The 25,122-nt window shown below is 32.9% G+C and carries 27 protein-coding genes and 1 pseudogene; 4 read left to right on the top strand and 24 right to left on the bottom strand.

The annotated features are described in order from the left end of the window. Positions 1-91 precede the first annotated feature (91 nt). The 13 genes and pseudogenes from AT726_RS08470 to AT726_RS13420 form a co-directional block, all read right to left on the bottom strand. Complete coding sequence (locus tag AT726_RS08470; RefSeq protein ID WP_055277137.1) at positions 92-472, bottom strand: lactococcin 972 family bacteriocin; 381 nt, start codon at positions 470-472, stop codon at positions 92-94. A gap of 294 nt (positions 473-766) precedes the next feature. Continuing rightward, complete coding sequence (locus tag AT726_RS08465) at positions 767-1,339, bottom strand: accessory gene regulator ArgB-like protein (RefSeq protein WP_055277135.1); 573 nt, start codon at positions 1,337-1,339, stop codon at positions 767-769. A gap of 50 nt (positions 1,340-1,389) precedes the next feature. Further along, a complete protein-coding gene (locus tag AT726_RS12585) occupies positions 1,390-1,536 on the bottom strand; it encodes a cyclic lactone autoinducer peptide (protein WP_082411241.1) in 147 nt (48 codons plus the stop codon). Between the two features lie 11 nt (positions 1,537-1,547). Continuing rightward, on the bottom strand, positions 1,548-2,858 hold the full coding sequence (locus tag AT726_RS08460) for a sensor histidine kinase (RefSeq protein ID WP_055277133.1): 1,311 nt from the start codon (positions 2,856-2,858) through the stop codon (positions 1,548-1,550). Next, positions 2,852-3,565, bottom strand: a complete 714-nt coding sequence (locus tag AT726_RS08455; protein WP_201023049.1) for a LytR/AlgR family response regulator transcription factor — start codon at positions 3,563-3,565, stop codon at positions 2,852-2,854. Before AT726_RS08455 ends, AT726_RS08460 begins: the two co-directional genes overlap by 7 nt. Positions 3,566-3,905: 340 nt before the next feature. Next, complete coding sequence (locus tag AT726_RS08450; RefSeq protein WP_009606337.1) at positions 3,906-4,133, bottom strand: DUF3791 domain-containing protein; 228 nt, start codon at positions 4,131-4,133, stop codon at positions 3,906-3,908. Then, positions 4,133-4,612, bottom strand: coding sequence for a DUF3990 domain-containing protein (locus tag AT726_RS08445; RefSeq protein ID WP_068759390.1), 480 nt, complete (start codon positions 4,610-4,612; stop codon positions 4,133-4,135). Before AT726_RS08445 ends, AT726_RS08450 begins: the two co-directional genes overlap by 1 nt. Further along, the gene (locus AT726_RS08440) at positions 4,612-4,836 is read right to left on the bottom strand and encodes a DUF3791 domain-containing protein (protein ID WP_237297045.1); all 225 of its coding nucleotides are present in this window, start codon (positions 4,834-4,836) and stop codon (positions 4,612-4,614) included. Before AT726_RS08440 ends, AT726_RS08445 begins: the two co-directional genes overlap by 1 nt. Positions 4,837-4,949: 113 nt before the next feature. Continuing rightward, positions 4,950-5,684, bottom strand: coding sequence for a Fic family protein (locus AT726_RS08435; RefSeq protein WP_055277128.1), 735 nt, complete (start codon positions 5,682-5,684; stop codon positions 4,950-4,952). Positions 5,685-6,324: 640 nt separating this feature from the next. Further along, positions 6,325-7,059, bottom strand: a complete 735-nt coding sequence (locus AT726_RS08430; protein WP_055277128.1) for a Fic family protein — start codon at positions 7,057-7,059, stop codon at positions 6,325-6,327. 349 nt (positions 7,060-7,408) lie between these two features. Then, positions 7,409-7,708, bottom strand: coding sequence for a hypothetical protein (locus AT726_RS08425; protein WP_237297043.1), 300 nt, complete (start codon positions 7,706-7,708; stop codon positions 7,409-7,411). A gap of 596 nt (positions 7,709-8,304) precedes the next feature. Further along, positions 8,305-8,591: pseudogene (locus tag AT726_RS13615) on the bottom strand (transposase); the annotation flags it as partial. Positions 8,592-8,625: 34 nt separating this feature from the next. Then, positions 8,626-8,754 (bottom strand): hypothetical protein, encoded by a 129-nt coding sequence (locus AT726_RS13420; protein ID WP_257720678.1) that lies wholly within the window; start codon positions 8,752-8,754, stop codon positions 8,626-8,628. A 199-nt stretch (positions 8,755-8,953) separates the two neighbouring features. Between AT726_RS13420 and AT726_RS08420 the strand changes: the two genes are divergently transcribed. Beyond that, positions 8,954-10,936, top strand: coding sequence for a penicillin-binding transpeptidase domain-containing protein (locus AT726_RS08420; RefSeq protein ID WP_068759387.1), 1,983 nt, complete (start codon positions 8,954-8,956; stop codon positions 10,934-10,936). A gap of 146 nt (positions 10,937-11,082) precedes the next feature. Here AT726_RS08420 and AT726_RS08415 read toward each other — a convergent pair whose 3' ends face one another. The 3 genes from AT726_RS08415 to AT726_RS08405 all read right to left on the bottom strand — a co-directional run bounded on the left by AT726_RS08415 (position 11,083) and on the right by AT726_RS08405 (position 14,864). Continuing rightward, positions 11,083-12,513: a 6-phospho-beta-glucosidase gene (locus AT726_RS08415; RefSeq protein WP_068759386.1), complete on the bottom strand. Its 1,431-nt coding sequence runs from the start codon at positions 12,511-12,513 to the stop codon at positions 11,083-11,085. A 98-nt stretch (positions 12,514-12,611) separates the two neighbouring features. Next, on the bottom strand, positions 12,612-13,967 hold the full coding sequence (locus tag AT726_RS08410) for a PTS transporter subunit EIIC (RefSeq protein WP_068759385.1): 1,356 nt from the start codon (positions 13,965-13,967) through the stop codon (positions 12,612-12,614). 180 nt (positions 13,968-14,147) lie between these two features. Next, on the bottom strand, positions 14,148-14,864 hold the full coding sequence (locus tag AT726_RS08405) for a MurR/RpiR family transcriptional regulator (RefSeq protein WP_055277244.1): 717 nt from the start codon (positions 14,862-14,864) through the stop codon (positions 14,148-14,150). A gap of 485 nt (positions 14,865-15,349) precedes the next feature. Between AT726_RS08405 and AT726_RS08400 the strand changes: the two genes are divergently transcribed. Both AT726_RS08400 and AT726_RS08395 read left to right on the top strand, forming a co-directional pair. Further along, the gene (locus tag AT726_RS08400; protein WP_068759384.1) at positions 15,350-16,534 is read left to right on the top strand and encodes a M20 metallopeptidase family protein; all 1,185 of its coding nucleotides are present in this window, start codon (positions 15,350-15,352) and stop codon (positions 16,532-16,534) included. Positions 16,535-16,589: 55 nt separating this feature from the next. Beyond that, the gene (locus tag AT726_RS08395; protein WP_237297042.1) at positions 16,590-17,192 is read left to right on the top strand and encodes a helix-turn-helix transcriptional regulator; all 603 of its coding nucleotides are present in this window, start codon (positions 16,590-16,592) and stop codon (positions 17,190-17,192) included. A 164-nt stretch (positions 17,193-17,356) separates the two neighbouring features. Here the strand turns inward: AT726_RS08395 and AT726_RS08390 are convergent, their stop codons facing one another. The 3 genes from AT726_RS08390 to AT726_RS08380 are packed head-to-tail and all read right to left on the bottom strand — an operon-like array spanning position 17,357 to position 19,327. After that, positions 17,357-18,127: a sulfite exporter TauE/SafE family protein gene (locus AT726_RS08390; RefSeq protein WP_068759382.1), complete on the bottom strand. Its 771-nt coding sequence runs from the start codon at positions 18,125-18,127 to the stop codon at positions 17,357-17,359. A 2-nt stretch (positions 18,128-18,129) separates the two neighbouring features. Continuing rightward, the gene (locus AT726_RS08385; protein ID WP_055277252.1) at positions 18,130-18,495 is read right to left on the bottom strand and encodes an ArsR/SmtB family transcription factor; all 366 of its coding nucleotides are present in this window, start codon (positions 18,493-18,495) and stop codon (positions 18,130-18,132) included. 10 nt (positions 18,496-18,505) lie between these two features. After that, positions 18,506-19,327, bottom strand: coding sequence for an N-acyl homoserine lactonase family protein (locus AT726_RS08380; RefSeq protein ID WP_068759381.1), 822 nt, complete (start codon positions 19,325-19,327; stop codon positions 18,506-18,508). A 437-nt stretch (positions 19,328-19,764) separates the two neighbouring features. On the opposite strand from AT726_RS08380, the gene AT726_RS08375 reads away from it, so the two are divergent. Further along, a complete protein-coding gene (locus tag AT726_RS08375; RefSeq protein ID WP_055277256.1) occupies positions 19,765-20,451 on the top strand; it encodes a GerMN domain-containing protein in 687 nt (228 codons plus the stop codon). Positions 20,452-20,735: 284 nt separating this feature from the next. Here the strand turns inward: AT726_RS08375 and dapF are convergent, their stop codons facing one another. From dapF to AT726_RS08350, 5 genes are all read right to left on the bottom strand, one after another. Then, positions 20,736-21,569, bottom strand: a complete 834-nt coding sequence (gene dapF, locus AT726_RS08370; protein WP_055277259.1) for a diaminopimelate epimerase — start codon at positions 21,567-21,569, stop codon at positions 20,736-20,738. 181 nt (positions 21,570-21,750) lie between these two features. Further along, on the bottom strand, positions 21,751-22,461 hold the full coding sequence (gene dapD, locus AT726_RS08365; protein WP_055243260.1) for a 2,3,4,5-tetrahydropyridine-2,6-dicarboxylate N-acetyltransferase: 711 nt from the start codon (positions 22,459-22,461) through the stop codon (positions 21,751-21,753). Between the two features lie 14 nt (positions 22,462-22,475). Beyond that, positions 22,476-23,237, bottom strand: a complete 762-nt coding sequence (dapB, locus tag AT726_RS08360) for a 4-hydroxy-tetrahydrodipicolinate reductase (RefSeq protein ID WP_055243261.1) — start codon at positions 23,235-23,237, stop codon at positions 22,476-22,478. 16 nt (positions 23,238-23,253) lie between these two features. Next, complete coding sequence (gene dapA, locus AT726_RS08355; protein ID WP_317452382.1) at positions 23,254-24,123, bottom strand: 4-hydroxy-tetrahydrodipicolinate synthase; 870 nt, start codon at positions 24,121-24,123, stop codon at positions 23,254-23,256. Positions 24,124-24,135: 12 nt separating this feature from the next. Further along, positions 24,136-25,116, bottom strand: a complete 981-nt coding sequence (locus AT726_RS08350; RefSeq protein ID WP_055243263.1) for an aspartate-semialdehyde dehydrogenase — start codon at positions 25,114-25,116, stop codon at positions 24,136-24,138. Between the last annotated feature and the right edge of the window lie 6 nt (positions 25,117-25,122).

The raw sequence follows: 25,122 nt of genomic DNA, 5'->3' as shown, positions 1-25,122 counted from the left end.
CTTCCTCCTAATAACTCCATCAAACTATATTAAAACCTCTTCACCATAAAAAGCAAACTATGTAAATTACACAGTTTGCTTAAAATATTCTTTAATCTACAAGATTCCATTGTGCATATCCTGTAGCAGATCTTTCTCCAGTTGCACTAGCTTTTGACCATACTGCTGCTTTAGTATCTCCACTATATGACCATGCAGATCCTGATCCTACCTTAGCAGATGACCCATGCTTTTTAGTTTCATGGAAATAATTAGAATGAGTTTTTTTCTTTAAACTAATAGTTAGTGTTGATCCGTAATCCCATTTCCCTCCTCCAACATCTGTCGTAACACGTGCATCTTTTGTAGTCTCTGTTAAAGCGACAGTCCCACTTGTAGCTGATGATGAATCATATGAAGCTAAAGCAGATTGACTCCCGATTCCTAAGCCTAGTGCTGCAATACATGTTAGTGCGATTACTTGTTTTTTCATTCTCTCATACTCTCCTCTATATGTTTTGTCTTGCACCTTTAAATTCAGCGCAAGAAAAATTTACCACAAGATAGTCTTATATTGCAATATAGATGTGCTAACTGGTCGTTAACTGTAGCTATTTAGTCAAAATGAGATCATTTAACACTATTTTAATAATAAAGAACTATAAAAAACTTTAATTTTATGATTTACACAATTCAATATTTGCTCCATCACTAGCAATTATATTTGTTTTAACTATAAAATAATTATATTTTATGTCAATAACCTTTTATAATGGAAGCTAATATTTTATTTTTTATACCGTCCTACAACTAATAAGATAGCTATCCAAATTATCGCACATACCGGATAAAGAATATAAGTTGTAAAAATATCAAGTATCAGGGTAATTCCAATCAGCATACCTATCACTTTTACTAAGTTGATCGCCACATTTTTATACTGTTTCTTCTCTTCTTCACTCAATGGTTTATTTCGATGATCTAATGGGGCAAATCGATAAATAATAATGAGGCTAATAATTAATAAAACGAGTAATGGAATTTTCATCTTATCCACCTCAAGATTATTCGTCAACAAAACTGTGACTAAATAAATTATAGTAAATATCAATGTACACTTTGTATAACTATTTGCGTGATAGCCCCCTGTAAACTGCCTTATGGTACAATAACACCCTAAAAATAAAAGTGTGTGAATAAACTTGTGAAAAAGAATCCCAATAAATACCGCTATGGAAAGGTTAACAATAAAATAAATTAACATCTCAAATCCATATCGATAAATTTCTTCATCTTCTTTTCCTATTATTTCATAATTAATTAATACCCTTGTTATTTTATTTGCTAGATAAACAAACATACGATCTCCTTAAATACAAAAAACCTCCCTTGCTTAACGGGAGATTTTACTTACTTTCTTTTCTTTAATTGTTCTAATTCTTTTGGTTCTTTCGGTTGATGGATAAACCACGTACTTGCACTATTTGCTGATAATACTGCTATTCCAAAACTTAACATTGAAAGTTTTTTAAGTAATTTAAATCCGATTTTTTTCATTTCTATCTCTCCTAACTAGGTATTGGAATCATAATGTTCAATATAAACTCATCATCAGAATAGTTAATAACAACTTCACCATTATATTTATCGGTAATATACTTGATACTTGAAATTCCGATTCCATGCCCAACTTTATCTACTTTAGTGGTATATATTTGATCATCAATCACTTTTATCACATTTGATTTTGAATTAATAATCTTAATAATAATAAATCCTTTAATATCCCGACAAGTCACACTAATGTATTTTTTTGCACAAGATTCCATCTCTATACAAGCTTCAATTGCATTATCTAGAGCATTCGCAAACAGAGCGCATATCTCAAATTCCGCCATAAAATCTAATTTAGTTATTATAATATTATCCTCATATTCAATCCCATCTTTTTTACAACGATATATCTTTTCACCTAAAATGATATCTAATGTCCTATTTCCTGTATCCCTAAAATCTTCAAAACCTTCAATTTGCAATTCTAAATTAGTAATATAATCCTCTATTTCAGCTTTAGTTTGGAAATTTTTAAGACACAACAGATGATTTTTCAAATCATGATATACGTATCTTATCTGTCTATGGGCTTCATTTATCCGTTCATAATTTTGATAATTCACTTTAATTCGATTATTAATCAATTGAGATTCTAACCTTTTTTGTTTCTCTTTTAAAATTTTTCTAATAATGATTAGCAGTGAAATGGAAGATAACATTATCAAGACAGTGATTATAATTATCATTAAAATATTATATCGATTTTCAATATGTTGATTCAAATTATATCCATAGATGACTAATAAACTTGCTATATTCGTTGTCACAGGAATACCGATTAAAAAACTATCTTTCAACTTAAAGTCCACAGATAACTTAAAATACCTCCCCCCTATTAAAGTAATAAAAAGCAAAAATTTTGATAATACGATTGCTTGGAACCTTAAGGATCCCCCCCTTAATAATGGAGTAACACTATCAAGATCATTAAATAGAACCACCACTACTGTAGATATAGACTCGCTAATCATGAGGACAAGCCAAAACAATAGATTAACAATCATACATTTATAAAGACTATCTTCATATAAATATTTACAAAATAACACACCCATTACTATACATAAAATCATCCGCATATTAGGTGATATTTCTACAATATTCAAACATCCAATAACGAATAAAAGAAGAATAGCCACTAAGATATATTTTTTACTATTATCTTTTCTTCTTCCCACCCTATTAATTACAAAGAAAAAAATCAGCCAATCTATCTCAATCGTGAAAAAATCAATGAGCTTCCATAAAGTATCATGAGTTAACATACGATATCACCTAATGCATGCGTCATAGCAATCTTTAAACCTTTAACTCGGTATTTACTAATAGGAATCTCTTGACCTTTTAGAATAACTGAATGATTTTCTATTGATTCTACGAACTTTAAATGAATGAGATAGCTGTTATGACATCTAAAAAAGCCATAACCATTTAGGCTTTTTTCTATTTGAGAAAGACTCATCCTAATTGTATATTGATTTTCAGATGTATAAATGATGATATTAGGACGCTGCGTTTCAATATAGATAATTGAATCAATCTCAATTCTATGGACAGAGTTTTTTACGTTAACAGTTAAGTAAGAACTTTTTTTTTGAAGAAGTTCATTAATACAAGGTAAAATATGTTTTAAAACCTTGTTTTCATTGATTGGTTTTAATATATATCGATAAGCCTTAACCTCATATCCTTCTTGTATAAAGTCAAGCAAAGAGGTCATAAAGATAATCTCTACTCTTTGATCAAAAACTCTAATTTCTCTTGTAGTATCCATCCCGTTTAATTTCTTCATTTGGATATCCATTATTAGTATATCTAAACGCTCAGGGTAGTTCGCTAAAAGCTCCTCACCTGATGAAAACTCATAAAAACGATACTCTATTGAACTTGATCTCAATATTGAATGCAATACCTCTTTTATCTTTGACCTAAAGTTTTCTTCATCATCACAAACTCCAATCTGGATAACCACTAAAAATCCCCCTTCCCCCTTCATTATTATACATATTTTATCATTTTTTTTTAAAATTTTACAATTTTTTATTTTCTATAACGTAAATTGTCAATTTAAATCACACAATTATTTATCACAATTAATTAAATTTTATATTCATTTAAAGGCCTTCTTTGTATAGATTTGAATAGGTTACAATTAATTAGACAGTCTTTCTAGAACCTGTAGAATTATAAATAAAAAAGGAGGTTAGCGTAACTAGCTAATCTCCCTCATTAATGATCAGTATACTTTCATTATATTGAGTTTATTTTATTCTCTATAATGATCTATTATATTGAATCTTACCATTTCATCTTTAATAATAACCAATATCTTTTTTCAGATGATATTCTAACATAAGTTCATCTACTAAATATCCATCAGCATAACAATGTAAATCACTAATTCCTTGTGAAATTAGTTGATATGTTTTTGATGTATAGAACAATCCCATTGCTTCTTCTTCAGTTATATGAGCCTCTTTAGCTAAGCTTTCAATAATTCTTGCAAATTTCCGTTGTAATAAAATTTTATTAGCTTCCATTAAACATCTCTACTTTCTTTATATGTCAAATAGTTATCAATGACTTCTTGATTAACGATACAGATTTGAAAGTTTGGTTTATAATATTTTAATCTTCCTAAAGCCTCTTCTTTACTAATTAATCGATCTAAGTAAAGCTCAACTGTATTAAACACTTTATCATCTGCAATACCACCTGCTATAACATCATAATCCTGATAAATCAATTCACCATTGCGACACTTAATAATAAAATCTAACCACTCAGTGTTATACTCCTCAAATATCAGGATACGTAAATCTTGCTTTACTTTCTCAAAATCAAACTCATACACATTAACAATACCTGGTTTTCCTAATCTCTTAAATCTAGATACCCAACTAACCGCTTGTTCTTCAATTGGCGTGACATAAAACCCTTTTCCAAAATCTAATTTATTTCTTGAATATTTAATATCTGGACTTACGATTTTACAGTAAGAACCATGATAAACTAGCATTAGATCAACTCCTTCTGCTTCATCATACCTACAATCTCATTTATAATATATTCCTTACTTTGTGTATGTAATGGCTCATAAGACGGCACAATATAGTCAAATAATAGCCTACTTTTAACACCTAGTAATTGATAAATATCCTGTGCATTCATCTTTAAATAATCAGCAATGTTTTCCACACAAAATACAGCAAACTCAATTTCTTTTTGACTCAAACAAGACACCTCCAAATAGCAATATCCTGTATTATTTTTTCAAGTTTCTTTAAATTCTTTTCTCGCATTATAGATAATTGTTCACTCACAATAATCTATTATATTGATTGAAATTTGACTTTTTATCCAATTAAATATAAATAAGTATCAAAACTTCTATCTACTGCTTGTGCAATAAATTCAACAAAATCATCCGTATTACCAGTCGTACTCGCTTTTTCTAATGCACTCATATAATCTACACGGTCAGTATTTCTAATAACAGTTAGTGGATATCCGTTTCTTAGTAGAATTAAATTCATTAATAATCTCGCTGATCTACCATTTCCATCTATAAAAGGATGGATATAAACATATTTAAAATGAAATAATGCTGCTAATTTTACGGGATGCATTGTTTCTTTATTTTCATCATACCAATCTAATAGCTCTCTCATTTTATCTTCTACAAGAAAATATTCTGGTGGTCGATGCATACTACCACTGATTAATACATTTGCTTTTCGATAAACACCAGCATTTGAATTATCAATGCTCTTTAAAATAATATGATGAAGATCTCGAATGACTCTTTCTGATAAATCAAACTCTTTACTAACGACATCTTGTATATAATCAATCGCTTCTTTATGGTTTAAAACTTCGAGATGTTCTCTTAAACTTTTGCCTCCACCTATTGTTAGACCATCTTCTAAGATTACTTTTGTTTCAGTAATCGTTAATGTATTTCCTTCAATGGCATTTGAATTATAGGTAAATTCAACATCAAAATATTTCTTTAAATTCGTTAGAACCTCTCTACTTAAAGGACGCTTATTATCTAACAATTGTTTCTTTTCATCTAATAACGTAAACATAAAAACTCTCCTCTCTTTATAAATTCATTTATTCTATTATGGACTGTTAAAGTCATTTATTCCAATGATCTAATATCCCTGTCTAACATTAATTACTTTAAATAGCAATACTAAGACTATTATATCATAAATGTGACTATCTACTTATCATATAAAAGACTATTTACTATCCTATTCGATAGATATCTGGACGTGGATACTAACCGGATCGCCCCATCTCCACCAAAAAATTCTTGTCCACAACTGTTACAGTGAAATAAGAAGAACAAAAACCATTATCTGAGTTCAGATTAAATCTGATTTGAGATAATGGTTTTTTATATTTCTTTTCATGATTTTCTAAAAAATAAGCTATCAAGATTTAGTTCTTGATAGCTTTTACTATTTACTCTAATGATTCAGCTTTATTTTTTGAATATCCTCCATGTCAATCTCAGCAGAATAATTGTTATTTTTTCCTCAGATTATATAATCGAAAATAGTTAACTTATTATGGCAACTGTTCTAAGAGTTCACACACTTTATCTTACACCCTCACAAGTTTTATGTGTTGTACTCAATATTACAATCTGTCAAATAAATAACCTCCTTGATTGATTACTCAATATAATGCTTTTTATATCGAATTCAATTTAACTTTTTATCCAATTAAATATAAATAAGTATCAAAACTTCTATCTACTGCTTGTGCAATAAATTCAACAAAATCATCCGTATTACCAGTCGTACTCGCTTTTTCTAATGCACTCATATAATCTACACGGTCAGTATTTCTAATAACAGTTAGTGGATATCCATTTCTTAGTAGAATTAAATTCATTAATAATCTCGCTGATCTGCCGTTTCCATCTATAAAAGGATGGATATAAACATATTTAAAATGGAATAATGCTGCTAATTTTACGGGATGCATTGTTTCTTTATTTTCATCATACCAATCTAATAGCTCTCTCATTTTATCTTCTACAAGAAAATATTCTGGTGGTCGATGCATACTACCACTGATTAATACATTTGCTTTTCGATAAACACCAGCATTTGAATTATCAATGCTCTTTAAAATAATATGATGAAGATCTCGAATGACTCTTTCTGATAAATCAAACTCTTTACTAACGACATCTTGTATATAATCAATAGCTTCTTTATGGTTTAAAACTTCGAGATGTTCTCTTAAACTTTTGCCTCCACCTATTGTTAGACCATCTTCTAAGATTACTTTTGTTTCAGTAATCGTTAATGTATTTCCTTCAATGGCATTTGAATTATAGGTAAATTCAACATCAAAATATTTCTTTAAATTCGTTAGAACCTCTCTACTTAAAGGACGCTTATTATCTAACAATTGTTTCTTTTCATCTAATAACGTAAACATAAAAACTCTCCTCTCTTTATAAATTCATTTATTCTATTATGGACTGTTAAAGTCATTTATTCCAATGATCTAATATCCCTGTCTAACATTAATTACTTTAAATAGCAATACTAAGACTATTATATCATAAATGTGACTATCTACTTATCATATAAAAGACTATTTACTATCCTATTCGATAGATATCTGGACGTGGATACTAACCGGAACGCCCCATCTCCACCAAAAAATTCTTGTCCACAACTGTTACAGGAAATTGGCCAAAATAAAAACCATTATCTGAGTTCAGATTAAATCTGATTTGAGATAATGGTTTTTGTATATTAGGAGCTACTGAAATTTATTACATTTAGTAATATCCTTTTTCGCATAATAATTCATAGCAATAATTGACTTGTTCATCAGTGAATAATTCGGCATATTCACCTTTAACAATCGTTGCCTCCATCGTTAATTCAAGATGCCCCACTTCTGCTAATTTATTAAAACAATCCGATGTTCTACCTTTTCTAAAAATTTCTTGTGCCGTTCTAACTATTCCAAATCTTTCTATAGTTTGTAGAAATCTTGTCATTTTGCAGTCATACTCTTTTTCTGCAAGTCCACAATTTTTCATAACTTCTTGTTGTAGTTTTTTCTCTAATGCCATCATTTTCACACTCCAATATTATAATCTGATTTGAGATAATGGTTATATTTTATCCACTTAAATATAAATAAGTATCAAAACTTCTGTCTGCTGCATGTACAATAAATTCAACAAAATCATCCGTATTAGCAGTGGTATTCGCTGCATACTACCACTGATTAATACATTCGCTTTTCGATAAACTCCAGTATTGGGATTAGAACATATGGAATAACTCTTTCTAACATGAATTACTTTAAATAGTCCTACTAAAACTATTATATCATAAATATAACTATCTACTTATCATCTAAAAGACTATTTACTATCCTATTGGATAGATATCTGGACATGGATATTCACTGGAATGCCCATACCCTAGTAGTTGGGGATCGTTCACTTCGTTCTCTGCCAGGGCACCCATACCCTAGTAGTTGAGGATTGTTCACTTCGTTCTCTGCCAGGGCACCCATACCCTAGTAGTTGGGGATCGTTCACTTCGTTCTCTGCCAGGGCACCCATACCCTAGTAGTTGAGGATTGTTCACTTCGTTCTCTGCCAGGGCACCCATACCCTAGCAGTTGAGGATCGTTCACTTCGTTCTCTGCCAGGGCACCCATCGTTTGAAGATAGATTAATTTCATCATCCATGTTTCATTTCGAAAAGCTCCTTTTCCTTGTAGAACTTTTCTTAATTATCTATTGTAGCTTTCACTGGCGTTTGTCGTATCAATTTTTTTCGAATTTCTTTAGAAAAATTAAACAGTTAATAAACTTCTTCGATGTTATTTTCCCACATTCTAACGGATAATAGCATAATGGGAATCCATTTATTTTTAAAAATTTTAAAATCTTGTTCTGCTGCCGATCAATTAATCGCTTGATAGATTTGTTTCAAATCATATTCACTATAACCTAAGTGTTGATTTAATTCTGCTTCAAGTGCCTTCCTCGATAAAACTCCCAAACATATCTAATAAAGTACCTTGGATATGATTACTAGATTTAATGTTGTATTCATCTTGAACGAAATTAAATAATTGTTTCATTGCAGCTTTTCTTGTCATAAATCATCCCCTCCTTTTAAAATTGTTTAGTTTAGTATGAAATCATCTGAAGTCATAGTTCTGACTAGGAATAAAACGCATGTATTCTAAATACCTTTATATAAGATTAGGAAGATGATTAAGGAAATATCGTTTAATTCCTTTTCTAAAAATGGTATAACTTTACATAATAAAGAAAATTAACAAAAGGAGGATTATAATGAAACGAGTTCTAGGAATTGTAGCATTTTGTGCCTTACTCTTAACTGGTTGTTCATCAGATGCTGAAAAATTGTTATTTGAAAGCTTTGAAGAAAAATTGGTAAATGAAGATTATGAAGGTTTATATCTTTTATTAAGCAGTGAGTCACAACAAGCAATAACAAAAGAAGATTTTATAACAAGATATACAAATATTTATTCAGGAATTAAGGCCAGCAACATTGACCTTGAAATGGGAGAAATTGATACTGAAAATAAGGTGATTCCTTTCTCATTAACAATGAATACTGTTGCGGGAGAAGTCAATCGTTCTGATTTTGAGCTTCCTTTTATAAAAGAGGATAAAGAGTTAAAAGTCATTTGGTCAGAGAGCTTAATTTTCCCGATGATGGAAAGTGGTGATAAGGTCAGAGTCAGCACTCAAACTGCAAATCGCGGAAGCATCCTTGATCGAAATGGAGAAGCACTCGCATCAGATGGCACACTGGTTACAGTTGGAATCCATCCTGCTATTTTTGATGAGGAGAACAGAGATAATAAAATTAAAGAGTTAGCTAATATATTAGATATTAGCGAAGAGACCATTACAAAAAAATTAGCTGCGAATTCAAATCCAGACTATTTTGTCCCTATTGTGGATTTACTTCCAGATTCCCCTAAATTAACATTATTAGAAAATCGTCGTAAAGAAGGCATCTTAACACAAAGTAAGCAAGGTCGAATCTATAAAAATGATGAAGCATTCGGGCGATTATTAGGATATATTAGACCAATCAGTGAAGAAGAATTAAAAGCAGATGAAGAAGGCATTTATACCACAGCCTCAATGGTCGGAAAGGCCGGACTTGAACAAGTATATGAGACAACACTAAGAGGAATTAACGGAGTTGAAATTTATATTGAACGCGATGGTACTAAGGTTGAAACTCTTGCTTTAAAAGAAGCACAACATGGAGAAGATATCAAAATTTCTATCGATTCTTATTTACAAACAACTGTCTATCAAAAAATGAATGGTGAAAAAGGTTCAGCAACAGCCGTCGATCCAACAACGGGTGATATTCTAGCCTTAGTTAGCTCACCATCTTATAATTCCAATTGGTTTACAACTTATATGACAAAAAGTGAACAACAGCACCGTGAAGAAATTCAGTTTGCTGATGAAAAAAATCGTTTTGCTACTCTTTATTCACCAGGTTCAACATTTAAACTCATTACAGCAGCAACAGGACTCGAAAATGGAACGCTTGATCCAATTGAAATCAAAACAATCAATGGGAGGGAGTGGCAAAAAGATAGCTCCTGGGGAAATTATCATATTAGACGGATTAATGCTCAAACAAACGTTGCTTTAAAAGAAGCTGTTAAATATTCGGACAATATTTATTTCGGGATGAATGCTCTTGAAATGGGAAGTGAGGCACTGATTAAAGGAGCCGAACAATTTACTATTGGAACAGACTTAGCGATTGGCTATCCAATCAAACAGAGTCAAATTTCTAATAATGGAACGCTTAATCGTGATATTCTTCTTGCAGATACAGGATATGGACAAGGAGAAATCATGGTCTCAACATTAAACATGGCACTTGCTTACAGTGCTTTATCAAATAGCGGAAACATTATGGCTCCCACTCTTATTTTGACCGATAATCACCAACCGAGTGTTCTTAAAGAGTCAGTCATTTCAACACAAAATCTTTCTATCCTACAAGATGCCTTTAGTGCAGTTGTTGAAGATAGTGATGGAACTGGACATTTAGCTAAAATTGATGGAATTAAATTAGCTGGAAAAACAGGAACAGCTGAGATCAAATCATCTCAAGGTGAAACAGGAAGCGAAAATGGATGGTTTATTGCAACAGATTTAGATTCGTCTAACGTATCCATTGCCATGGTTGTAGAAGATGTCCAAGAAGGACTTGGAACACTCGGCGTTGTCTCAATGGTTAAAGAAGTACTTTTAGATTATTTAAAATAAATGGTTTTTTGATACATAAAAAGGGCTACCTCATTTTTAAAAGAGGTAGCCCTTTTCCCTTATTCTAGGTAATTTTATTATTTCAAGCTAAAATTATAATGAATGATTTTTATTTTTCATGGTTTATGGTTAATTAGGTTAATAAATTATAATTCTTCGCCATTTGTTTCAATAACTTTTTTATACCAATTAAAACTTTTCTTTTTCATACGTTTCATCGTTCCCGTTCCATCATCATGTTTATCAACATAAATGAATCCGTAACGTTTTTTATACTCACCTGTTGTGAATGAGACGCAATCAATACATCCCCAAGGTGTATATCCCATTAAGTCTACACCATCTAATACTACTGCCTTTCTCATTTCCTTAATATGGGCCTTTAAGTAATCAATACGATAATCATCATTAATTGAACCATCCTCTTCAACTGTATCGATAGCTCCAAAACCATTTTCTACGATAAATAAAGGTTTTTGATAACGTTCATATAATAAGTTTAACGCATATCTTAATCCAATCGGGTCAATTTGCCATCCCCAATCCGATGATTTAACATGTGGGTTTGGTACACTTCCTGGGAATCCAGATAATCCATTTCCTTCTACGACATTGTCCGCTTTAACTGCATTTGTCATATAATAGCTTAATCCAATATAATCTACTGTTCCATTTTTAAGGATTTCTTTATCTTCTGGTTCCATATGAATATTAAATCCTTTACGTTCCCACTCCTTAATTGCATAAGTCGGATACTCACCACGTACATGAACATCACTAAATAAATAACGATCATGCATTGATTCAACAGAATACATCATATCTTCTGGTTTACAAGAGTATGGATATAACGGAACACACGCCATCATACACCCAATTTGGAAGTCTGGATTAATTTGATGTCCTAATGCTACGACTTTAGCACTTGCGACTAATTGATGATGAACGACTTGATACATACATTGTTCAGGATTCTCATCCTGATTAAAAATAACTCCAGAACACGTGTACCCGAATAATGGATACTTATAATTTTTTTGATTATTAATTTCATTAAACGTCATCCAATATTTAACTTTATCTTTATAACGTTTCATCACGACTTCACTGTAACGAACAAAGAAATCAATAACCTTACGATTTTTCCATCCTCCATATTCTTTAACTAAGTGATATGGCATTTCAAAGTGAGATAACGTAATAACGGGTTCAATATTGTATTTTAATAACTCATCAAATAAGTCATCATAGAATTTTAATCCTTCTTCATTAGGTTCTAATTCGTCACCTTTCGGAAAAATTCGTGTCCATGCAATAGATGTTCTAAAGCACTTAAATCCTAATTCAGCAAATAGTGCAATATCTTCCTTATAATGACCATAAAAATCAACGGCTTCATGATTAGGATAATATTTACCTTCTTCAATTGAATCGGTAATCACTCGATCGACACCGTGAGCTCCACCTGTTAAAACATCGACGATACTGATTCCTTTACCACCTTTATTATAGCCTCCCTCTACTTGGTGAGCTGCAACAGCCCCACCCCATAAAAATTCCTTAGGTAATTGATTCATAGCAGGACCTCCTAATCTAATTTTTTAAATAATTTTCTGCTTCAAAATAGTAAAGAAGCAATGAGTCGATCATTGCTCTTTTAACTCTACTAATTTGTTTATTTTTCGTCATTAAATCCAACGATCATTGTTAATACCATACCAAGTACAAATGATACAATGATTGAAATAATAAATCCAATAAATGGCGTCATATATCCTACTTTAAAGAAGGCAGGAATTGTGGCAATACCAGGCATATTATAACTCCATGAGACTGCATTAAACGCTCCCGCAATCGCTCCACCAATAGCACCAGCAATACATCCGCAAATCATTGGTTTTTTAAGTCTTAAGTTAACTCCATAAACAACAGGTTCTGTAATTCCGAATACAGCTGTAACAGCCGCTGGTAAAGAAACTTCTTTTAATTCCTTATTTTTAGATTTAAAGTATACCCCAAAGGCTGCCCCAGCTTGTGAAAATACAGCAGATGCTTGAAGGGCTGTAAATGTATCAAATCCAAGCGAAGCATAGTTTCCTACTGTAACCGGCGTAATTCCCCAGTGAACTCCGAAGATAACTGCTACTTGCCAAAGCCCCCCAACAACAATACCTGCCACAATTGGACTTAAGTTATATAAGAAATTATATGTATCTCCAATCGCTCCACCAACTGTTGCACCAAATGGTCCAAAAACTAATAACGTAACTGGTACCATAATAGCGATTGTAAACATTGGTGTGAATAAGTTTCGAATAACTGTCGGTAATACTTTTTCAAAGAATTTTGCAACATAAGATGCTAACCATACTGCTAAAATAACTGGAATAACTGATGATGTATAGCTTAACATTTGAATTTGAATTCCTAAAAAGCTTAACTGTGTTCCATCATTCACCATTGCATTATAATCTGGTGAAATTAAGGCACAAGCAATAACAACGGCAATAAATTCATTAACCTTAAATTTCTTAGCTGCTGTAATCGCAATTAAAACAGGTAAGAATGTGAATGCTGTCCAAGAAATAAAATTTAAAACTTGGTATGTTCCATCTGCTGTATCAATCCAATCTAATGCAACTAAAACTCCTAAAATCCCTTGTAAAATCCCACAAGCGGCTAATGTATATAAGAACGGAGCAAAGATACTTGAAATGATATCAATGATTCGACTAAAAATGTCAACCTTCTCTGTTGAAGTTGAGACATTTTCTTCACTAACATCTACTAATTTTAGTACTTGTTCATAAGCATCTTTAACATGATTCCCAATTACAACTTGAAATTGCCCTCCTGCTTCTACCGTTGTAATAACCCCTTGAACTTTACTTGCTTTCTCTTTATTAACCACTTTATGATCGCTTAAAATAAAACGTAAACGCGTTGCACAGTGAGTAACATTATTAATATTTTCATTCCCACCTAAAGCAGCAACTAGCTCTTTGGCTGTCTGTGCATAATCTCTAGCCATTTTAATACCTCCACATCATTTCTCTAACTATCTTGCACACTTATTTTAAATAATAAAGCGCTTTTTGTCATTATTATTAGAAAAAACAAGAATTTGTATCATACCTTTGAAACTCGTGACATAGACGAAACACCTTGTGACAGAAAAAAGGCGTAAACACAATTACTGTGTCTACGCCTTTTATTTAATTCTTCTTCCAATGGACTCTAAAATAAAAATGACAGGAACTTGTGTCGTAATGTCATACTCTTTCTTATTCTTTTGATTTGTCATATAATACGAAAGATTGTAATGTGACATTTTTGCTAACGTTGAATTCATACTATTTGTAATACTCACGACTGTACAACGTTGCTGTAAAAAGTGTCTGGCTAAATTAATTGTTTGCTCTGTTTCCCCTGATACGGAAAGAACAATAGCAACAATCTCCTCACTAATATGACCAATATTAGGATAAAATGGATCATCTATTACGTAACTCAACTTTCCAATATTAGAGAAATAGCGAGCCCCATACTTTCCTAAAATCCCTGAAGTCCCAACCCCTATAAAGACAATTTGTTGTGAGGCACTAACGATTTCAGCAATTTGATTAATCTTATTTTCAAACTCAATATTATCAATGGTCTCAAAATAATTCATGACTTCTGATATATCATTTAATGGTTGTTTTTCTTTCTTATCTTCCAAATACAACTTGAATTGAACCTTAAATTCCGCATACCCTTCACAGTCTAACTTCTTACAAAAACGCATAATAGCTGAAGTTGAGACATGAACGGCATCCGCCAATTCTCTAATCGTCATATATCGAATATTTTGCGAATTTTGTATAACATAATTATAGATTAACATCTCTACATCTGTAAATTTTTTGATTTGTTCATGATTAAACATACATCTTCCTCTTCATGCAATGATATTCATTAATTAAATGATACTGCTATCATCGTATCATATTCTTTCAGAGAGTTCTATAAAAGCAATTGTTTTTTTTAACCGTTATCATTATAGTTAGTAAAAAATCTTCACGAAACAGAAATGTATTTTACAATTCTACATCAGTCTTAGCTAATGATCGCCGTTAATCCTAGGACAGATTATAGTCTAGAGATTTACTAGCATTTTTGAAGAATATTCATTCTCAACTGCTAGGGAATAGGTTACCTGCAAATCTCTCAAAGAAATCTAATCCGACGCTACTAAGGCATTTAAAATTTTTACGATGTAAAAAACTTATCTGGGCTTATATTCTAAAAAAAACAAAGAAAAAAATTTTTATTATGTATAAAAAATAATTTTAATGTAGACTATATATGTCCTATTTATTTGTTATGATAGACATTAATTAAATAAAATTTAGAAAGTAAAGAGGGATATTTATGAATCCATTTATTGAACAAGCCTTATTAATCAAAGATGAATTAATTAATTACAGACGAATCATTCACGAAAATCCTGAAGTGGGAGCTGTTCTTCCAAAAACAAAAGCATTTGTAATGGATAAATTAAAAGAGTTTGGATATGAACCAACAGAAATTTGTGAGAGTGGAATTGTTGCGACAATTTCAGGTGAAAAACCAGGAAAAACATTCTTATTACGAGCAGATATGGATGCTTTACCAATGAAAGAAGAAACAAGTTGTGATTTTAAATCAACCAATGGATGCATGCATTCTTGTGGACATGATATGCACACAGCCATGTTACTTGGTGCTGCTAAGTTATTAAAACAAAATCAAAGTCAAATTGAAGGAACGATTAAACTTGTTTTCCAACCTGATGAAGAAGGTTTTACTGGTGCTAAAAAGATGATCGCAGCTGGTGTCCTTGAAAATCCTAAAGTAGATGCAGCAATGGCGATGCATGTCCATTCTGGAACACCTTCAAACCTTGTCTTATGTGGATTAGGAACGACTATTGCAGGGTGCAATCGTTTTAGAATCGTAGTTAACGGACAGGGATGTCATGGAGCAATGCCGGAAACAGGTGTGGATCCAATCAATATTGCCGCACACATTTATATTTCTTTACAAGAAATTATTGCCCGAGAAATTGCTACTACTCAGCCAGCCGTTGTAACTATCGGTAAATTTGTAGGTGGAGATGCTCCTAATATCATTCCTGGACAAGTGATTATGGAAGGAACTATCCGAAGCTTAGATAAAGAGATTGGAGAATTTATTTTTAATCGCATCAACGATATCGTTGTATCGACAGCAAAAATGTTTAGAGGAGAAGCCGAATTAATTGAGTTATCATCAACTCCACCACTAGCTAATGACAATAAACTTGCGCACGAAGTAACTTCATATGTAAAAGATTTAGTAGGCGAACAAGCAGTTATTTTATTCGAGCAAGGTGGTATGGGATCAGAAGACTTTGCCTCTTACTCTTATGAAGTACCAAGTGTTTATTTAATGTTAGGCGCTGGTGCAAAGAATGAAAATCCTTTATTTGGTGAACCAATGCACAATGAAAAGGTACAATTTAATGAGGATATTCTTGTAACAGGTGCCGCTATGCATGCCTATAGTGCTATCATGTGGTTAAAAAATAATAAATAACAGTAGCATGAGATTATTAGATTTAATATTTTATCTATTAAAATGCAGCTCAAAAGTGACAATCAAGGAACTAGCTAAAACGTTCAATGTCTCAACCAAAACAATTCAACGAGATTTAGATAAATTATCTATTTTAGGTATTCCAATTATTATTTATCGTGGAAAAGATGGTGGCGTTGAAATAGATAAAAACTATATTATTGCTAAACAAGTTCTTAAACAGAGTGACTACTGTGCGCTAATCACCTCCTTGTATATTGGAGAACATCTCAGTGAAAGTATTCATGAAGCTTCTTTGATCGATAAATTTCGACTCATGGACCCTAATAAATGCTCAGACATCATCAATCATCTTCAAAAACGTTTAATTATTGACTTACCTTATCCTAATTTTGATTTAGAAAGTGAACTCTGTCAAATAATCAATCAGGCTCTAGACAATCGGGCCTTCATTAAATTAAAGATAAATCATGAAATGATAGAGGTCCTTCCAATCTCCTATGTTTTAAAACCTGAAGGGTTATGTCTATATTGCTATACAGGTGAATATCTCCTAATCCAATTAGCTCACATCTGTGAAGCGAATCTTTCATCTAAAATTTGCACTGATATCATCATTGATTACAATGATAATAAAGAAAAAATAAAATTCATTTAATTTAAAAAGTCATTGAAATAGATCACAACTATTCAATGACTTTTTTTATTGAACTTTTTCACTTAAAACCTAACGAAATTAATATTCATTCCCTTTTCACATCACTCTAGTGCTTGTCGATGACTTTAAAAATTTCAACTTTTGAAATCTAATTCACTTTTTTCTTATTTTAATAAATCCATAATGATCATTAAGCCTCCGATAACAGTAAGTACTACACCTAATGTTCGATTTAAAACCTTAGCTGAAGCCTTATTTGCAAATTTTGCTGAGACTCTTGCTCCAATCAATGTAAAAATCATACATAAAAACAATATTTTTAAATTAGGTATGCCGCCAATCACTAAATGTGAGACACCTCCTGTTAAAGCGGTAAATGTCATAATAAAAACACTGGTTCCAACAGCTGTTTTTAATTCATAGCCCAATACACTCGTTAAAATTAAAAGCAACATCATTCCGCCACCGGCACCCACAAATCCACAAATAAACCCGACTAGTACGCCACATAAAATAGACTGAATAATTTTTGTACGCGTAGGCTTTTCTTCTACTACATCTGGAGCTGTCATAATCGGCCTAACTATAAATTTAATTCCCACAAGAAGGGTCATATACATTGAAAAATTCCCCATCATTTGATTTGGGACCAATTTTGAAAGATAACTTCCAATCATGGTAAAGATTAAAACACTTCCCATCATAACTAAGCCATTCTTGATATCAAGCTTTTTATTTTTTCCATACGTATACGCTGAAATGGCACTGGCTAATACATCTGAAGAGAGAGCAATTCCAACAGCTTGATAAGCTGGCACTCCAAGAAAACTAATTAACATCGGTGAAATCACTGCTGCTGCACTCAATCCTGCTAACCCAGTTCCAATCCCTGCCCCTAAACCAGCAATTAAACAAACTAATAACTTAACTAACAATACTAATCATCTCCCTTCCTTGTATCAATGGGTGCGAAATCCTTTACCACCTCGTAAATATGATTTACAAGTTGGGCAATCTGCCCCCATTGAGTTTCATTCGCATCCATATAATAATAATTTTTCGTTCCCTCCCTTCTCATATTAATCATCCCTGCTTCTTTTAAAATCTTTAAATGATGAGAAACAGCAGGTCTGGAAAGATGCGTTTTCTCTGTAATTTCACCGACACGAATTCCATTACAATCACTTTCTAAAAGCGTCATAATAATAAGTTGCCTCGTTTCATCACCAATAGCTACTAGCGCATCATGGCAAACTTCAAATTCTTTTATAATACGCTTAAGCCTATATTGACACTCCTTCATCTCAGACCTCCTACAATTCAATAACGTGAGGGATAACCTCTGGATCATGCGTCGCTAAAACTTCCACACATCCTTCTTTTTTTGACATTTCCTGAACCCATTTTAATGTCTTTCTCATCTTTTCTTTATCATCAACAGGCCCCGGAAGACGAAGCTCTTCCCATGACTCTTTAGCATAGCCCGTATCTCCTGTTAATAAAACAAATTGTCCTTGATTCTGAACCATTACTAGACTTGTCCCTTTTGTATGTCCTGCTACATCAATAAGTAAGACACTTTCATCACCAAACACATCATAGCTTCTACCAAATGGACCATAACTTGAAACTTTCATCTCAAATGGTTCTAAATTAACACCATTCCAAAAGCGATCTGAATATCGAATATCACCTTTTTGAGCTGCTTCTAGTTCTTCTTTACTTGTCATAATATGCTTAGCCTCTTTCACTAGTTCAAGTCCACTTGCATGATCAACATCTAAATGAGTTAAAAATACATAGTCTAAATCTCTTGGTTTAATTCCTATCTTTCCAAATTGTTCATCAATTGCCTCTCCTTCAGGTAATCTTGCCTTGCTTGCAAAATTTAATTTCCAAGACATATGCTTTATTTGATCAATTCTAGCATCACGATGCCACCCTGTATCAATTAAGACCAATCCTTTCGGATGTTCAATTAAATAAGCAGATACAGGAAGCAAAATTCTCCTTTTTTTACTTCGAAATAACCCTGTATAGGCAATTGGATTACGAGAAACATCTCTAAATGGAACCGCAGGATCAACCCCTACTTCTCCGGTGTGAAACACATGAATTTTAATCTTCTTTTCCATCGCTTAATCACCTCTTTTAGTTTTTATATTCTCTATTAGTTAATTTCATTATTCGTTTATTCTTTTAAACCATGACTAATATAACACATCAAATGTTACATAGTTCAATGGTAAAGAAAATCGAGACCATTAAAAACACTTATTGTCTTAAGCATAAAACCTAATACTAATAAGTGGCATTTAACTTCATTATGACCAAACATCTTCTATATCATTAGACACTTAAATACTTATATTTGCGATATCAGAATGATGTCCTCTTACAAAAAAGGCAATCATAATCAATTTAATCCTATCTTTCTCCACCTCTGTTCATTAATTATAATTATCACCCGCACAAAACTTTTTATAATTATTTTAACCCTACCATAATACATCATTTTTTTACATTTCTTCTTGTTATAATACTATCGAATCGAATTATTAGGAGGGGTCTTATGAAGAAATTTATTGTAGCAATGATGACATGTTTGTTTATGGTTTTTAGTTTATTTGGCTGTTCACCAGCAAATGAACAGGAATCAGATAGCAATCAAGCAGCACAATCTGAAAACGATTCTTCTACAAGTGATCAAGAAGAGAACCAAACTTCCATACCTGAAGATAATAATTCCGATTCTAACACTGATTCAACTAATAAAACTGAATCTGATGATTCTAATCAAGACGATAATTCAGATTCAAATCAAACACCTAACACTCAACAACGGATAAGTCGACTTTATTACTATGATATAGAACAGAATCAAATGTTTTATGTCGATAAGGAAGTAGACGTCATCGAAAATGCCTATGTTAATGCTTTAACTGAAGCACTTAAAGAGAACCAAGACAATAAAGACTTTGTAACAATAAATGAAGATACCTTTGTTACCTCAGCCACACTCGATGAGGAAAGTGGTATCTTAAATATTTATTTTAACGAAAGCTTTCATCTCTCAACTAATCTTGGTTCAGGTATTGAAGCAGGCTTCATTGATGCTTTAGTTAATACATATGGCTACAACTACAATGTCGATAAAGTCGCCATTTATGTACAAAACAAGCTTTACGAAGACCAACGTGGCCCAATGCCAGATGGTTATTTCAAAGTAACAGCAGAAGACGCTGTAAAATATGAATAAAAAGGATACTTGATGTATCCTTTTTTCTTACTCTTGTCTATTCTTTTGTTCCTCAATTCTCCTTCCTTCATATATTATTAATGAAGATAGCAATTAACATTTCATCTATTTAACGTGCTATCTTAACTTAATACTAGGGAGACCTAGTTTGATCGAATAGATAAAATTAATTAAACCTTCTAAAGTGAGCTAGCAAACCTAAGTACTTTAGAAGGTTTTTTTCTATGTCATAAATATATATATCAGAATCAGTCTTTTTGATAGAAAGACCAACTATAGTAGCGCTAATTATATAGGTACTGTCCTTTACAAATCAATGTTGCCGGTCCCGTCATATATATTTCCTCACCTACTCGTTCCATAAGTAAGTTACCACCTTTAACATGAACGGTAACGCTAGTTTCGCAATCATAAAGATCTTGACTTAATAAGGCGCAAGCCGCTGATCCAGTTCCACAAGCGAGTGTAATTCCAACCCCCTTCTCCCATGTTAAAACATCGATATTTTTCGAGTCTACTACCTTACATAAATTTACATTCGTTTTGTTCGGATATAGTGGATGATTTTCAATGGCTGCTCCTATTCGTGCCGCCGCCTCTTCATCAATGTTATCCATAAATAATACGGTATGAATCGTTCCCATGAATAAACTACTCACAGTATACGGTACTCCATCAACTTCAAGCATTTGATTAATAAACTTATCTCCGTCACCTGGGAGCGGAACTGATTCATGTTGATAAATAGCACTTCCCATATTTACACGCACTAAACTAGTTAAATCATCACTTTCAATTATTTCAAGTGTCAAAATGCCAGCTAATGTTTCTACCGTAAAAACTTTCGTTTTAACTAACTCATGATCAGTGGCATACTTTGCAAAACAGCGAATCCCATTTCCACACATCGTCGCTATACTTCCATCTGCATTATAAAAAATCATTTGCATTGTAGCTACTTTAGAAGGCGCAACAACAATCATTCCATCTGCACCAATTCCAAAACGTCGATTACAAACCTTTTGTGCTAGTAGAGAATGTTGCAAACCATCTAACTCAGACATCTCAAAAATAACAAAATCATTCCCCGTTCCTTGGTATTTTTCAAACCTTAACATTAAAAATCCCCCTTTATTAAAAAAGGCATATCTAGTTGATATACCTCTTTTTCTTATTCTCTAACAACATTCGTATCATCTTCATAAACTCTGAGCCACTCGCCCTACCAGTGGAGGAAAGCTACGACTTTAATCTTTCGATTAAATCACGTAGCGCAGGGGTCCCCTGTTGTTTTTCTTACTATCTTAAATCTTCTAAAATTTGCGTTTTGTCAGCTGTTTGTTCGTCTTTTTCTTTAATGACACGGGCTGGCATTCCAGCAACAACTGTATTGGGTGCAACATCTTGTGTAACAACAGCTCCAGCTGCAACAACGGCACCCTCTCCAACACGAACACCTTCTAAAATAACCGCATTCGCCCCAATCATCACGTTATCTTCAATAATAACTGGTGTTTTGCTAGGTGGTTCTAACACACCTGCAATAACCGATCCTGCTCCAATATGAACATTTTTTCCAATCGTTCCACGTGCACCAACAACGGCATTCATATCAATCATTGTATTCTCACCGATTTCAGCACCAATATTGATAACCGCCCCCATCATAATAACTGCATTTTCACCAATGCTAACTTTATCACGAATAATTGCTCCAGGTTCAATCCGAGCTTTAATTTGTTTTAAATCAAGCATCGGAATGGCTGAATTACGACGATCATTTTCGATTTCATAATACTCAATTCGCCCTTTATTTTCAGCAAGTACCGATTGAATTTCAGTATACTCACCAAAAACAACTAAAGAACGGCCTTCCCCAAACACACGACAATTTGGAAATTGTACACCGTCTAAATCTCCTTTAACATAAACTTTAACAGGTGTACTCTTTTTTGCTTCTTTAATATATCGTGCAATCTCATATGGATCTGTTAAACTAATTTCACTCATTTCTCTTTTCCCCCTTAATTTGCATGCATCATATCACTCATGTTATATAACTTCGCTTCTTTATGTGTAATAAATTCTGCTGCTTTAATGGCTTGCTCGGCAAAAATCTTTTTCGATAACGCCGTATGCTTAATTTCAATCATCTCATCCGGTCCTGCAAAAATAACCGTGTGCTCACCTGGAATCGTTCCTCCCCGAACAGAATGAATCCCAATCTCTTTTTCATTTCGTTTCATATGATTACCTTGACGACCATAATTATAATCCATCGCTTGATTAAGCTCCTCATTAATTGAGTTAGCAATCATAAAAGCTGTTCCGCTTGGGGCGTCCACCTTTTTATTATGATGCTTTTCAATAACCTCAATATCAAAGTTATCATTCAATAAACGCGTTGCTGTTTTTACTAAGTCAAGCAATACATTGACTCCAAGTGATGTATTACTTGAACGGAAGATTGGAATCTTATGCGAAGCTTCAATAATTTTGGCTTCCTGTGCTTCGCTAAGTCCAGTCGTAGCAATCACAACTGCTGTCTCATGATTCACACAATAATCTAATAAATGATCAATATTTTCTGGCTTTGAAAAATCAATAATCACATCACAATCTACATTAATTTCATATGGATCTGTGAATACTGGATAATCATTCTCATAGCGTTCCGGCTCAATATCAATCCCAAAAACGACTTGAACATTTTCTTGTTCTAATAATAAATCATGGATGATTCGTCCCATCGTTCCATTACATCCACTTAGACCTACATTCAACATCTGATATCACCTCGTGCTATAATCCGTACTTCGTTAGTTCGTCTTGTAAAATTGCTAAATTTTCTGCTGCCATTTCTGTTAAAGGAAGGCGGAGGTTTCCTACATTCATCCCCATGAGATTCATGGCTGTTTTAACTGGAATTGGATTTACCTCAATAAATAAAGTATGCACAAGTCCATTCACACTTAGTTGTAAATCACGTGCTTTATTTACTTCGCCCTCTAAATAGCTACTTACTAAATCATGTGTAACTTTTGGTAAAATATTCGCTAAAACTGAAATTACTCCTTTTCCACCAAGTGATAAAACTGGAATAATGATATCATCATTTCCACTATAAATTGAAAAATCTGTTCCACATAAGCGAGCTATTTCGGCCACTTGTGAAATATCACCACTTGCTTCCTTAATCCCAATAATATTCGAAATCTTTGCTAACTTTGCAACCATCTTTGGTGTTAAATTTACCCCTGTACGTCCCGGCACATTATATAAAATAATTGGTAAATTGACATGACTTGCAATCAACTCATAATAATTCAAAAGCCCCTTCTCTGTTGCTTTATTATAATAAGGCGTTACAACTAACAAGCCATCGACACCAACCGATTCACAATATTGACTCAATTCAACCGCATACGCAGCATTATTACTTCCACTTCCTGCAATGACAGGAATCCGTTTATTAACAACCTCAACCGTGAACTTAATAACCGATTTTCGTTCAGCATCACTCATCGTTGCAGATTCACCCGTTGTTCCACAAATAATAATCGCATCTGTCTCATTAGCAATTTGCCACTCTAGCAGTTCTCGTAATTTTTCATAATCAACTCGATCATTTTTAAATGGTGTTATAATCGCTACTCCTGATCCACTAAACATCTTTCCCATCTCCTACAAATAATCTAACAGTAATTCAGCAATCTGAACGGTATTCGTTGCTGCACCTTTTCTAATGTTATCGGCAACCACCCATAAATTTAAACCTGAATCGACACTAAAATCACGTCTAATTCGGCCAACATGAACTTCATTATGCCCTTCAACATCAATAGGCATTGGATAATCGAGCGAATTTTCGTGACCATGTACTACTAAGCCATCCACGCTTTGTAGTAGCCTATAAACCTCTTCTAACTCAAACTCACGCTCAAACTCCAAATTCATCGAAACAGAATGTCCATACTTAACAGGCACTCGTACTGTTGTTGCTGTTACTTTAATATTTTGATCTCCTAAAATTTTTTTCGTTTCCTCAATCATTTTAACTTCTTCTTTTGTGTACCCATTATCTAAAAATACATCGATATGGGGTAAGCAATTTCCAACAATCGGATACGGATAAAACTCAGTTGTTCCCGCTTCTAAATCATGAAGCCCCTTCACCCCTGAGCCAGATACAGCCTGATAAGTCGAATACACAATGCGTTTAATTCCAAATGCCTCATGTAACACTTTTAATGGAACGACGGATTGAATCGTTGAACAATTTGGATTCGAAATAATGTAGTCATTATGACTTAAAACATGAGGATTCACCTCTGGTACAATAAGTGGAATTTCGGCTTCCATGCGCCAAGCGCTAGAATTATCTACTACTCGTACTCCTTTACTAGCCGCAATCGGAGCAAACTTCTTACTAATTCCACCGCCTGCTGAAAATAAAGCAATATCAATTTCTCGATCAAAAGATTGTTCTGTTAATTCTTCAACAACATAAGTTTTTCCTTTAAACTCAATCGTTTTTCCAGCTGAGCGACTTGATGCAAAGCAATATAACTCCTTAATTGGAAAATTTCGTTCCTCAAGTACTTTTAAAAAGGTTTGTCCCACTAAACCAGTAGCCCCTACAATTGCAACATTAATCCCATTCATTTTACA

It is taken from the genome of Turicibacter sp. H121, from assembly GCF_001543345.1.
Taxonomy (GTDB): Bacteria; Bacillota_I; Bacilli_A; order MOL361; family Turicibacteraceae; genus Turicibacter; species Turicibacter bilis.
Note: the sequence above shows the minus strand (reverse complement) of the source record. Positions and strands in the feature narration are given on the sequence as shown.

Bases quoted from the DNA above. Each gene is read 5' to 3' on its own strand.
- AT726_RS08470 (WP_055277137.1), bottom strand. From the start codon at position 472: ATGAAAAAACAAGTAATCGCACTAACATGTATTGCAGCACTAGGCTTA.
- AT726_RS08465 (WP_055277135.1), bottom strand. From the start codon at position 1,339: ATGTTTGTTTATCTAGCAAATAAAATAACAAGGGTATTAATTAATTAT.
- AT726_RS12585 (WP_082411241.1), bottom strand. From the start codon at position 1,536: ATGAAAAAAATCGGATTTAAATTACTTAAAAAACTTTCAATGTTAAGT.
- AT726_RS08460 (WP_055277133.1), bottom strand. From the start codon at position 2,858: ATGTTAACTCATGATACTTTATGGAAGCTCATTGATTTTTTCACGATT.
- AT726_RS08450 (WP_009606337.1), bottom strand. From the start codon at position 4,133: ATGGAAGCTAATAAAATTTTATTACAACGGAAATTTGCAAGAATTATT.
- AT726_RS08445 (WP_068759390.1), bottom strand. From the start codon at position 4,612: ATGCTAGTTTATCATGGTTCTTACTGTAAAATCGTAAGTCCAGATATT.
- AT726_RS08435 (WP_055277128.1), bottom strand. From the start codon at position 5,684: ATGTTTACGTTATTAGATGAAAAGAAACAATTGTTAGATAATAAGCGT.
- AT726_RS08430 (WP_055277128.1), bottom strand. From the start codon at position 7,059: ATGTTTACGTTATTAGATGAAAAGAAACAATTGTTAGATAATAAGCGT.
- AT726_RS08425 (WP_237297043.1), bottom strand. From the start codon at position 7,708: ATGGCATTAGAGAAAAAACTACAACAAGAAGTTATGAAAAATTGTGGA.
- AT726_RS13420 (WP_257720678.1), bottom strand. From the start codon at position 8,754: ATGACAAGAAAAGCTGCAATGAAACAATTATTTAATTTCGTTCAAGAT.
- AT726_RS08420 (WP_068759387.1), top strand. From the start codon at position 8,954: ATGAAACGAGTTCTAGGAATTGTAGCATTTTGTGCCTTACTCTTAACT.
- AT726_RS08415 (WP_068759386.1), bottom strand. From the start codon at position 12,513: ATGAATCAATTACCTAAGGAATTTTTATGGGGTGGGGCTGTTGCAGCT.
- AT726_RS08410 (WP_068759385.1), bottom strand. From the start codon at position 13,967: ATGGCTAGAGATTATGCACAGACAGCCAAAGAGCTAGTTGCTGCTTTA.
- AT726_RS08405 (WP_055277244.1), bottom strand. From the start codon at position 14,864: ATGTTTAATCATGAACAAATCAAAAAATTTACAGATGTAGAGATGTTA.
- AT726_RS08400 (WP_068759384.1), top strand. From the start codon at position 15,350: ATGAATCCATTTATTGAACAAGCCTTATTAATCAAAGATGAATTAATT.
- AT726_RS08385 (WP_055277252.1), bottom strand. From the start codon at position 18,495: ATGAAGGAGTGTCAATATAGGCTTAAGCGTATTATAAAAGAATTTGAA.
- AT726_RS08380 (WP_068759381.1), bottom strand. From the start codon at position 19,327: ATGGAAAAGAAGATTAAAATTCATGTGTTTCACACCGGAGAAGTAGGG.
- AT726_RS08375 (WP_055277256.1), top strand. From the start codon at position 19,765: ATGAAGAAATTTATTGTAGCAATGATGACATGTTTGTTTATGGTTTTT.
- dapF (WP_055277259.1), bottom strand. From the start codon at position 21,569: ATGTTAAGGTTTGAAAAATACCAAGGAACGGGGAATGATTTTGTTATT.
- dapD (WP_055243260.1), bottom strand. From the start codon at position 22,461: ATGAGTGAAATTAGTTTAACAGATCCATATGAGATTGCACGATATATT.
- dapB (WP_055243261.1), bottom strand. From the start codon at position 23,237: ATGTTGAATGTAGGTCTAAGTGGATGTAATGGAACGATGGGACGAATC.
- dapA (WP_317452382.1), bottom strand. From the start codon at position 24,123: ATGTTTAGTGGATCAGGAGTAGCGATTATAACACCATTTAAAAATGAT.
- AT726_RS08350 (WP_055243263.1), bottom strand. From the start codon at position 25,116: ATGAATGGGATTAATGTTGCAATTGTAGGGGCTACTGGTTTAGTGGGA.